11 protein-coding genes are annotated in these 10,525 nt (G+C 64.2%); 4 read left to right on the top strand and 7 right to left on the bottom strand.

Annotated elements, in window-relative coordinates:
* Positions 1 to 425: 425 nt before the first annotated feature.
* The 7 genes from JWP83_RS26560 to JWP83_RS26530 form a co-directional block, all read right to left on the bottom strand.
* Complete coding sequence (locus tag JWP83_RS26560) at positions 426 to 1,289, bottom strand: SDR family oxidoreductase (RefSeq protein WP_297737353.1); 864 nt, start codon at positions 1,287 to 1,289, stop codon at positions 426 to 428.
* A gap of 127 nt (positions 1,290 to 1,416) precedes the next feature.
* A complete protein-coding gene (locus tag JWP83_RS26555; RefSeq protein ID WP_297737350.1) occupies positions 1,417 to 2,496 on the bottom strand; it encodes a diacylglycerol kinase in 1,080 nt (359 codons plus the stop codon).
* 139 nt (positions 2,497 to 2,635) lie between these two features.
* Complete coding sequence (locus tag JWP83_RS26550) at positions 2,636 to 3,469, bottom strand: SMP-30/gluconolactonase/LRE family protein (protein WP_297737346.1); 834 nt, start codon at positions 3,467 to 3,469, stop codon at positions 2,636 to 2,638.
* Between the two features lie 53 nt (positions 3,470 to 3,522).
* Positions 3,523 to 4,149, bottom strand: a complete 627-nt coding sequence (locus JWP83_RS26545) for a hypothetical protein (RefSeq protein ID WP_297737343.1) — start codon at positions 4,147 to 4,149, stop codon at positions 3,523 to 3,525.
* An 85-nt stretch (positions 4,150 to 4,234) separates the two neighbouring features.
* Entirely contained in the window at positions 4,235 to 5,620 is a 1,386-nt protein-coding gene (locus tag JWP83_RS26540) for a cytochrome P450 (RefSeq protein ID WP_297737340.1), read from the bottom strand.
* Positions 5,621 to 5,733: 113 nt separating this feature from the next.
* A complete protein-coding gene (locus JWP83_RS26535; RefSeq protein ID WP_297737337.1) occupies positions 5,734 to 6,549 on the bottom strand; it encodes an enoyl-CoA hydratase-related protein in 816 nt (271 codons plus the stop codon).
* Positions 6,546 to 7,568, bottom strand: a complete 1,023-nt coding sequence (locus tag JWP83_RS26530) for a TIGR03617 family F420-dependent LLM class oxidoreductase (protein WP_297737334.1) — start codon at positions 7,566 to 7,568, stop codon at positions 6,546 to 6,548. The genes JWP83_RS26535 and JWP83_RS26530 overlap by 4 nt, the downstream gene beginning before the upstream one ends.
* Positions 7,569 to 7,714: 146 nt before the next feature.
* Between JWP83_RS26530 and JWP83_RS26525 the strand changes: the two genes are divergently transcribed.
* The 4 genes from JWP83_RS26525 to JWP83_RS26510 form a co-directional block, all read left to right on the top strand.
* Complete coding sequence (locus JWP83_RS26525; RefSeq protein ID WP_297737331.1) at positions 7,715 to 8,614, top strand: LLM class F420-dependent oxidoreductase; 900 nt, start codon at positions 7,715 to 7,717, stop codon at positions 8,612 to 8,614.
* 12 nt (positions 8,615 to 8,626) lie between these two features.
* On the top strand, positions 8,627 to 9,253 hold the full coding sequence (locus JWP83_RS26520; protein WP_297737328.1) for a TetR/AcrR family transcriptional regulator: 627 nt from the start codon (positions 8,627 to 8,629) through the stop codon (positions 9,251 to 9,253).
* Complete coding sequence (locus JWP83_RS26515; RefSeq protein ID WP_297737324.1) at positions 9,243 to 9,419, top strand: hypothetical protein; 177 nt, start codon at positions 9,243 to 9,245, stop codon at positions 9,417 to 9,419. The genes JWP83_RS26520 and JWP83_RS26515 overlap by 11 nt, the downstream gene beginning before the upstream one ends.
* A gap of 1 nt (position 9,420) precedes the next feature.
* Positions 9,421 to 10,525, top strand: a 1,105-nt coding sequence (locus JWP83_RS26510; RefSeq protein WP_297737321.1) for an acyl-CoA dehydrogenase family protein, incomplete at its 3' end; no start/stop codon positions are given.

Raw genomic sequence — 10,525 nt, 5'->3', positions numbered from 1 at the left:
AATCACACCGCCGTCGGGACTCACGACCTCGGTCGCATACTCGCTTACCTCGCTGTCACTGAACCGATCAGCCATCGCGAACACCACAAGCGGGCCGGCGAGATCAAGCAGCTGGAGATCCGGGAAGGCGACAAGAAGGACGCGGCGGGCCATACACCCAACATTCGACCACCAGAGCCATGGCCGCAATGACAAAACTCTGACGATTTCAGCCAGATGCCCCGACAGATCAAACGCCGGCCAAAGCGAACTTCTGTCGACACGTTGCGGCTAAGGCAAACCCTGAATATCCTCGCGCGCTGGTTGAGTCCAATCGGTTAGATCGGTTTCCGTTGAAACGACTATCGTCCCAAATTATTTGGCCTCTTAGCGCATAGCCCGACGCTCGTGCCGGAATTGATGTCCGAACGTCGCGTCAATGACGGTCAAGACAGCCTGAACATTGCGTCCGACCACGACGGGGCAACGGTGTCGATGGCTTGCGAGCAGATAGCCATCCGAGGCGCGATCCTGATCGGTCGATATTTGGCTGCGGTGATCATCCAGTCCGCTGCCTCCCCGGGCGTCAGCGCGGGCACTCCCTCGTAGTCCGTAGTCGGAGCGATCATCGCTGTCGCCACCAAAGGGTAGTACAGCGTCGTTGAGTGCACGCCTTGGGCTGACCATTCGGTCTCGATCACCCGACTGATTGCTGAGAGCGCCGATTTCGACGCGTTATATGCCGAGAACTTTGGTGCGGAGCCGCTCATCACTCGCCAGGTCGCGACGTTGATGATGTGACCGTCTCCTCGCTCCAACATGCCGGGCGCCAGCCCTCGTATCAGCCGCAGCGGGGCGTAGTAGTTGAGGTTCATCGTCCGCTCGATGTCATGCCAACGCTCAAGGGATTCTAGTAGTGGCCGCCGAATCGACTTGCCCGCGTTGTTCACTAGGATGTCGCAGCCGCCGAGTCGCTCCTGCACCGAACCCGTCAGTTCATCGACGGCATCCCGATCCGACAGGTCGCAGGCCATTGCGGTGGCGTCCCCGCCGGCTTGTCGGATTCGTTCCGCCGCTTCGTCGAGAAGATCCACGCGACGCGATACCAGCACCACCTGTGCGCCGTGCCGCGCGAACTTCGCCGCGGCGGCCTCACCGATTCCCGACGAGGCCCCGGTGAGGACCACGCGTTTTCCGGTCAGATCGATGCCGTCGTCGCCACGCCGCAACCTGGCGGGACCGGCCAGTGGCGGACGTTGAATCGCTAGGACAAAGGAGTTCAGGAGTCGGCGACGCGCATCGTGGAGCATGCTCACTGGGCCAACCCAGGTTGAAACCTGTCATGGCAACTGCACGCCATCATTATTGGGTCCGTCCCATGATCGCTCTCCTGATTGTTCTTGTCCGTGAAAGTTGTTGCAGGTCACAATGACTGGATCAGCCAGCCGGTTGGTACAGGCCCGTACCGGTCACCAGTGGCAGATCCAGTGTGGTCAGGATGCCCGGTTCAGCCGCAACGACGGCGGGGACGGAATTGACGATTCGCCCTGCGGCGGCAACGATCGCGGCGTGGTTGTGGTCACCCTTGCGGCTGGTGGGGCAGATCTCGATCCGGTAGGACGGCTCGCCCGTGATCTCGACCCGGTAGGAACCGCCGGGCTGCCCGGGCTGCGGCCAGTCGGGCCGGGTGTCTTCACGCAGCCGCGTGACATGCTCGATCACGATGGCCGGCTGACCCGCGGCCATACCGCGGATCTCGAATCGGAGTGCCGACTGACCACCCGCAGGAATACGGCCGGCCGCGATCTCGAATGCCTCGGAAGCGAACTCGCGTTCGCAGCGCTCGGTGATCTCGTCTATTCGAATCCCCAGCCCCGCGGCGAGCTGCCGGATAGAACACCCCCACGACGCCGCGAGCAGGCCCGGCTGCAGCTGCATGGGAGTCACGTCGGCAGGCGTACCGAAGCCCATGACGTCGAACAGCACCGTGGCGCCGTCGTAGGTTGCGTAGTCGGCGATCTCGGTGCAGCGCACCTGTTCGATCTGCTGGCAGGTGCCCGAGAAGGCCAGCGGTATCAAGTCGTTGACGAATCCCGGATCGACTCCGGTGACGAAGAAGCTCGCTTTCCCCTCCCGTGCGGCGTCGGCTACAGGTGCGATGTACTTGTCGGGCAGCACCTTCCAGGGGTATTGCATGGGCACCGGACTTGATCCGACGACGTTGATTCCCCGGGACAGAATGCTGCAGCAGTCCTTGAGCGCGCGACCCATCCGGTTGTCACCCATGGCGCAGTAGATGGCGCATTGTTGGTCACCGCCGAGCGCGGCACCCAAGTCATCGGTGGCGACGATGCCGGTCCGGATGTCGAGCCCGGCCAACTCACCCGCATCTTTGCCCACCTTTTCCGGCGTGGATACGTATAGCCCAGTCAGCTCGAGTTGCGGGTTGGTGAGTATGCCCGCCAGCGCCAACCGGCCCACGTTTCCGGTTGCCACATGGGCGACACGGATGGTCATTCGTCTCCTCCATCGGGTCGGCCCGCGACGCTACACATTTGAAACAACAGTGTTGTTCTAACGCTATAGGCCGGGCCTTCAACACACAAGGTCGGCCTCGGCGAACTCTGGGCCGATGCTGAAGTCAGCCCGTCATCTCCTAGGCCGGCGATGGATCGCGGGCGTCGAACCGTATCCGCAGCAGGGACTGGGAGTGCGCTGCGGTCACGTAGAGCTCGTCAAGCCCAGGTCCGCCGATGCACACGTTGGTGGGCAGCGATCCGCCCGGGAGATCGACCGCGGCGCTGCGCTTGCCGGCGCCGTCGATGACGTCGATACGGTCGGCCGCCGTCAGCGCCACCCAGGCATCCCCCGACGGACTGATCACCATGCCGTCGGGCCACCCGTTGTCGAAGGTGTGTACCAGGTGCGGCTCCGCCCACGTCGAGGGCCCCGCAGCGAGGTCGTAGGCCAGCAACCCCGACGACAACGTCGCCGTGACGAGCAACGACTGCGCATCGCGGGTGAAACCGAGTCCGTTGATGAACACCGGGCCGTCTTCGACGAGCCGTTCTGGCTCGGATCCATCCAGGGCGCACGCCCACAGCCACCCGTGTGCACCGGATTCCGGTGCAGTGTAGTCGATCTCGGCGCGGGTATCCGTCACCCACAGCCGGCCGTCCGGCCCGAAAGCCAGGTCGTTGGGACCCTCCATTCCGGTGGCGAAGTAGTCGACACGCCCGTGACCGACGATCTGGACCCCGGGAGTTGCCGAACCGCTGGCACCGAATAGGCCTCCGTTCTGGGCGACATAGAGAGTGCCGTCCGGGCCCAGCGCAAGACCATTGGGGCCGCCGCCGGTGACTATCCGCTCGACCGGACCCCCGGCCGGGTCGACGATGTACACACACCCGTGGCTGATCGAGGTGAGCGCAATCCGTCCGTCGGGCAACCATACGGGTCCTTCGGTGAATCCGAGATCGTCTGCGAGCACATCGATGTGAATGGTGGGCTTCTTCCTGGTTGATTCGTTGCTGACCGGGCGGCTTAGGACGCGCTACCACCAACTGCCCGGCGACGCGGCGCACGTGAGGTCCCACGTGACGATCCGGCCCGCGCCTCGGCCTTGATCCCTGCGAGTATCCAGCGGATCGTCATCGGGAAGTTCTTCTCGATCTTGGCCGTTTCCAGGGCCGTTTCCGCGGAGTGCTCGGGTTCTCGCAGCGCCCTGACTTCCACAATCGTGTGGTTGATGGTCACGTTCACCAGCCCCCGGCAGGCCTCGATCGCCAGCCGCCGTGGAATGCCTTCACGCAGGGCTGCTTTCACCAGTTCGTTGACATAGTCCTCGATCGCGCTCCGGTCCTCGATGGTCATCAACTCAGTGAGGAATGGGTGTGCGCGCAACGTGTCGTGAAACGTCAAGCACCATTGGAATGCGGTCGTCTCCCAGTCGTCGTACTCCTGGAACTCAAGTCGGAGCTGGGAAAAATGGCGTGCAACCAATGCTCTGATCAATTGCTCGCGGTTGCCTACCTGCTGATAGAGCGTGCGCGTCGAAATTCGCAGATCGGCAGCCAGTCGCCGCGCGTTGAGCGCGTGCGATCCCTCCGCGTCCAGCAATGCCAGCGCTCGGGTGTAGATCACCTCGACCGGGATTAGCGGCTTTGCCATCGCTGCACCGTATGACGCTCGACGGTGAGATCTTGGATATCCGCGCTGCACGGCGGCCGTGTTAAGGCCATGACCGCCCTTCCTCTCACGACTCGCGGCGCCGGTAACGGACCCGCGCCGGACGCTCCAACTGGACCACCATCTTCGAGTGGTCGTTGCGGTACGACTCGGCCGGCTGGGTCATCTCAAACTCGTATTCACGCAACAGAACCGAGAAGATCGCTTTGATCTGCATGGTGGCGAACGCGGCCCCGACGCAGCGGTGCCGTCCGGCGCCGAACGGAATCCAGGTCCAGCGGTTGATTAGGTCTTCCTGGCGCGGTTTTTCGTAGCGATCCGGGTCAAAGGCATCGGGGTTCGGAAAATCCTCGGGAATCCGGTTCGAGATCGCCGGCGAGGCGGCCACCAGGTCACCGTTGTGGATCGGATGGCCTTCCACCTCGAATTCACCCTGAGCCACCCGCATCAGGATGATCAGCGGTGGGTGCAGCCGCAAGGTCTCCTTAAGGACGTTCTCCAGCTTCGGAATCTGGCGCAGGGCATGGAAACTCACCTCTTGACCGTCGGCGTAGAGCTCATCGAGCTCGCGGGTGACCGCGGCGTAGACGTCGGGGTGGCGCAACAATTCGATCAGGGTCCACGACGATGTACCGGAGCTGGTGTGGTGCCCGGCGAACATCATCGAGATGAACATCCCGGTGATCTCGTCGGCGGTGAAGCGCGGGTTGCCCTCGTCGTCGGTGATGGTGATGAGCACGTCGAGCATGTCGCGGTCCCGTTTGTCAGTGGGCCGGTTGCGTCGCCGACCCTCCATGATGGTTTCGACGAGTTCGACGAGCTGTACCCGCGCTTCGTCTCGGCGCCGAAAGCTCTCGATCGGCAGATAGGGGTCCACGTAGCACAGCGGATCGGTGCCGCGTTCGAGCTCGTGGTACAGGTGGGCGAACCGGGGATCAAGCTCCTCGCGGAATTTGTTGCCGATCAGGCATGCCGAGGAGGTGTAGATGGTCAACTCGGCGAAGAACTCGAGCAGGTCGATCTCACCGGTTTCGCCCCAGCCGGCGATCATCCGGCGGACTTCGTCTTCGATGGTGGCCGCATGGCCCTTCATCTGTTCGCCCCGCAGTGCGGCGTTGTGCAGCATTTCCTTGCGCCGCTCTGGGCTGGCGTCGAAGTTGACGCCTCTACCGAAGATCGGTGTCATGAACGGGTACGCCGCCGCCTGGTCCAGGTCATCGTCTGAGGAGCGGAAGAAAAATTCGTTGGCCCCGGCGCCCGACAGCAGAATGACGTGTTTGTCCGCCAGCTGGAACCACCCGACATCGCCGCACTCGTTGCGCACCCGCTGCATCAGGGCGATCGGATCGGTGCGGAACTCCTCGAGGTGGCCGTGTTCCTCTTCGCCGCCCGAGACACGCAGGACCTGCTTTCCCGGCGCTCCAGCAGGTTGGCCATCGCTGACAACGGTCACCGTGTCGGCTCCTGTTCGGGTCGCGTTCGCCGCCGAGCTCTCTCGGCAGGTTGAAAAAACACCGTTGTTCTAAAATACAATCCCGGCCACCAAGACGCAACCCGCCGGCCGGATCAGGCCTCGGGCAACGGCTTCCACTCCCGCGGTACCGATACACTCCATCTAGGGGCGCGCCGCTCCAGAAATGCTTTCACGCCCTCGCCGGCGTCGGCGCTGCCCATGACGCGGTGATGTAGCGCTGTCTCCAAGTCGGCGACCTGACGCGGGGTGTAGGCCTTGATCATGGTGTCCCAGAGCAGTCGTTTGCTCAGCGCGGCCGACATCGGCGCCACATTCACCGCGATATCGCGCGCCACCGCCATCGCATGGTCGAGCACCTCTTGGGCGGGCAGCGACCGGGTGGCGATTCCCATCGCGGCGGCCTCTTCCCCGTCGAACGTGCGCCCGGTGAGGAGGATGTCAGCGGCCACCGCACCGCCTGCCAAATGAGGCAGGGTCCAATGCGACATGCAGTCCGGGATAACGCCCCGGCGAACCTGGGCGACCGCGTATTTGGCGTGGTCGGCCATCATTCGGATGTCGGCCTGCAGCGCAATCGTCAACCCGATCCCGATGGCGTGCCCGTTGACGGCCGCGATCACCGGGGTGCGCAGTTCGAATGCAGCAGGGTCGGTCGGCGAGGCAGTGAACTCGACATCAGTCGGCGGAGCATCGAAAGAGCTTGTCGCCGTGAAAAAGTCAGCGCCCGCGCAGAACACGTCACCCGCCCCGGTGAGCACGATCGCGCGAACGTCGTCATCGTCGTCGCAGTCCAGGTAGGCGCGGTTGAGCAGCGCACCCATCTCGGGCGTGTAAGCGTTGCGCCGCTCGGGCCGGTTGAGAGTCAGCAGCGCGACTCCGTCGGCGATGGTGACAGTGAGATCGGTCATGCTGGTGCCGGGATCTGGTGCAGCGCCACGATGAGGTCGGCGATCTCCGTGGTCGGGGGCTCGTAGCCCGGAAAGTAGCAGCAGACATCGGAGGCGTGCGCGCCGAAGCGACGGCCGATTTCGGCGGCACATTCCTCTGGGGTCCCGACTACACCGAGGCGGGCCACCATGTCGTCGTTGATGAGTGCTCTCATCTCGGCAAACTTGCCCACCTTGGACAACGCATTCAGTTCGGGCTGGATGTCGGCCCAGCCCTCTACCTCGAGGACGGGCACGTAGGCGGGTGTTGATCCGTAGAAGGCGATCAGCGTTGCCACCGCGTCGGTGGCGGTCGCCAGTTCAGCACCAGTGCGGCCGACGGCCACCATGGCTTGCGCCACCACCTGGAAGTCCTCGGGGGCGCGCTCGGATCGGCGCAGCCCTTCGGTGATCGCGGGCAGGGTGCGCTCGGCGAAATGACGCGCGCTATTGAAGGGCATCACCAGCAGGCCGTCGGCGACTTCTGCGGCCTTGCGGGTCATGATCGGGCCAAGCGCCCCCATCAGCACGGGTGGCGGGCCGAACGGGTTGGGGCCTGGGTTGAAGTTCGGCGGCATCAGGGTGTGGGTGTAGTACTCACCGCGGAAGTTCAGTGGCGCCTGTCCTTCCCACGCGGCGAAGATCGCTTTGACTGCCGCCACGGTTTCGGCCATCTTGGCCGCGGGTTTGGCCCACTGCGCGCCGTAGCGCTTTTCGATGTGGACCCTGACCTGCGACCCTAGTCCCAGGCGGAACCGGCCAGCGCAGTACATCTGCAGGTCATAGGCTGCGTGCGCGAGATGCAGCGGGCTGCGTGGTCCCGCGATCGCAACATTGGTCATCAGTTCCAATGGCGCCTTGCCGGCGGCAACCACCAACGGCTGGAACACATCGTGCTGGCCTTCGAACGTGAAGACGCCGTCCGCGCCCAACTCGTCGAGCTGCCGTGCGTGTTCGGCGACCCGGTCGGGCGATCCGTCTACCTGTAAATGGACTTTCACCGTGAACTCTCTCTATCAATCAAGGACATTTCCGATCATCGGCGGTCTGGACTTGTGCACGACAGTCCACTTTGGTAGAAAAACATTGTGTTTTTATCGCATGCGGCACATGTTTGGCAACAACGGAGTGGCGATCGGTGAAGCCAATGAGGGGCAGCCTGACTTTGTTCACCAGTGATCGCGGTATTTCTCCGGCGGCCGCTGCCAAACTGGCTGACGAGTACGGGTTCGCCACGTTCTATGTGCCCGAGCACACCCACATTCCGCTCAAGCGTGCCGCCGTGCACCCCACCACCGGTGATGAGACGCTGCCTGATGACCGCTACATGCGCACCCTGGACCCCTGGGTCTCGCTCGGCACAGCCGCCTCGGTGACCACGCGTGTGGGATTGTCGACCGCGGTGGCCCTACCCGTCGAACACGACCCCATCACCCTGGCGAAATCCATCGCCACCCTCGATCACCTCTCCGGCGGCCGCGTGAGCCTGGGTGTCGGGTTCGGCTGGAACACTGACGAATTGGCCGACCACAACGTGCCGCCCGACCGGCGGCGCACCATGCCGCGGGAATACCTCGAAGCCATGCGCAGCCTGTGGACCCAGGAAGAAGCCGCATACGACGGCGAATTCGTGAACTTCGGCCCGTCTTGGGCGTGGCCCAAACCGGTCCAAGCCCACATCCCCGTCCTCGTCGGGGCTGCCGGCACCGAAAAGAACTTCCAATGGATCGCGCGCTCCGCTGACGGCTGGATGACCACACCGCGGGATCTGAACATCGACGCGCCCGTCAAGCTACTGCAGGACGCCTGGGAGAATGCCGGACGCGACGGCGACCCCCAAATCGTGGCCCTGGACTTCAAACCCGACCCGGACAAACTCGCCCACTGGAGACAACTCGGCGTCACTGAAGTCCTCTTCGGACTCCCCGACAAACCCGAACCCGACGTCGCCGCCTACGTCGAACGCCTCGCGCGCAAACTCTCGGATATCGATGCCATTGCGCTGCGCAGCACTAGCGGCGACAGTGTGTCCTTCTCGAGCAACTGATCGGAGCCCAGCATGCCGACACCGCATGCGATACAACAGCGAGTGGTTCGCGACCGTGACGGCGTCGCACGCCACAAATCCGTGCTCCGCACGGTTACGCAAGCCATTACCGACCTGTCCCGGCACTATCCCTATCGGACACTCAGCCGTCGATTGGTCGCCGACCGGGCGGGGTTGGCGTACCTCGATGTGTGCGGCCATTTCGCATCCATCGACGCACTGATCGCCGAAACCTGCCTCTACCGACTTCGTGAGTCGCCGCTGGTCATAGAGTTCCACGAAGCACCCCGGGAACGAATCGGCGGCCAGTTCCGCCAGCTCATCATGCTGCTTGCGTGCGAACCGCGATACGGCACCGCGTGTGTCCGCGCTTTGATGTCCAAATCCGAGTCGGTGCAACCCATTCGGAAGGCGATCGACGTCGAGGTCCATCGGCGCGTGTCGGCCGCACTGGGTTCTGGTGCCTGGCCCGAGGTGGTGTCGACCATGCACCTGGCGTTGCTCGGCGCGGTCACGCAGGCCGCGGCCGGCAACACCACGCTCGATGTGATCGGCGATCAACTGGACCGCCTCGTCGACGTGCTGCTGCCGCCTAACGATGGCCTCAGCTTCAGTTCGGCGGTCGCCCGTGATTGCTGACGTAGAGATTCCACAAACCGTGGAGGCCACCGAGGCGGACTCGTGGTCCGACGAGGTCGATGTGGTCCTGGCGACGGACCGCGACGCCGCACAACTGCTCTGGCCGTGGTCGCAGGAGTGGGCGGACTCGGCCCCCGGCGGCGTCAGCCCCGCAGCGGGTAACTGACATGAGTGTCGCCCGCACCGCCGAGCAGACGGCAGCCCAGGACGCCGTGCGCGCACTTTCGCGCAGCCACCGCGTCATGGAGGCGGCCCGGGACGAGAGCGGCGTCGGTTGGCGCCGGTTGTGGACCCCGCTGGCCAATCTCGGACTGTTTGCTGTCGCCGTCGCCGATGAACACGGCGGCGCAGGTGGAACACTCGGCGACTTGGCCGCGATGCTCGAACAGTCCGGTGCCGAACTTATTCCGGGGCCAGTGGCCGCAACCGCTGTTGCCGCCCTCGTATGCAGCACCGAACCGGCCGTGCCGCGATCGATATGCACGGCCATCATCGAAGGCGGCATGCCCGTGGCGCTCGCCACAGGAAGCCACGACGCCGTCCTGCACACGGACGACGCCGGCCAGCTACGCCTGAGCGGCACATTCGCTGCGGTGGACGGTGCCTCGGCGGAGTCTGCCCTGTTGGTGTCGGCCGGCCACGGCGACACCAACGTGTGGGCGTTGGTGTGCCCAGGTGCGCCGGGCATCGAACTGACCGCATTACCGGGAATCGATTTCTCGACGCCCCTGTCCCGGTTGGTATTCCACGGCGTCGCCGTCACTACGGCGCTGACCCATCCACATTCGGACGTCGAGGATCTGTACCTGATCGCCACCTCGGCGGCCTGTACGGGCATCGCACGGCGTTGTCTGAGCATCGCCTCCGACTACGCCAAGACGCGCGAGCAGTTCGGCCAGCCGATCGGGCGATTCCAGGCAATCAAGCATCTGTGCGCCGAAATGCTATGCCGCGCAGAGCAATCCGATGCATTGGTCTGGGATGCCGCCTCGGTGGAAGCCGCGGACCGCCCGCTTGCGGCAGCCGCCGCAGCCGCCATCGCCTTGGACGCCGCGGTCGACAACGCCAAAGACTGCATTCAGGTGCTGGGAGCCATCGGGTTCACCTGGGAACATGACGCACACCTGTACCTGCGCAGGGCGCTGGCACTACGTCACCATAGCGGCGGCAGCAACCGCTGGCGCCGCACCGCCTCGCAGCGCGCCCGATCCGATACGCCCCGCAGGCTGCATGTCGACCTCGGCGCGGTGGAGAGCGAACGACCGCACGTTC

This window comes from Mycobacterium sp., assembly GCF_025965855.1.
Lineage (GTDB): Bacteria > Actinomycetota > Actinomycetes > Mycobacteriales > Mycobacteriaceae > Mycobacterium.
This window is presented reverse-complemented; position numbering and strand designations above follow the sequence as displayed.

Coding starts and splice junctions, on each gene's coding strand:
- JWP83_RS26560 (WP_297737353.1), bottom strand. CDS start 1,289: ATGCTCCACGATGCGCGTCGCCGACTCCTGAACTCCTTTGTCCTAGCG.
- JWP83_RS26555 (WP_297737350.1), bottom strand. CDS start 2,496: ATGACCATCCGTGTCGCCCATGTGGCAACCGGAAACGTGGGCCGGTTG.
- JWP83_RS26545 (WP_297737343.1), bottom strand. CDS start 4,149: ATGGCAAAGCCGCTAATCCCGGTCGAGGTGATCTACACCCGAGCGCTG.
- JWP83_RS26535 (WP_297737337.1), bottom strand. CDS start 6,549: ATGACCGATCTCACTGTCACCATCGCCGACGGAGTCGCGCTGCTGACT.
- JWP83_RS26525 (WP_297737331.1), top strand. CDS start 7,715: ATGAGGGGCAGCCTGACTTTGTTCACCAGTGATCGCGGTATTTCTCCG.
- JWP83_RS26520 (WP_297737328.1), top strand. CDS start 8,627: ATGCCGACACCGCATGCGATACAACAGCGAGTGGTTCGCGACCGTGAC.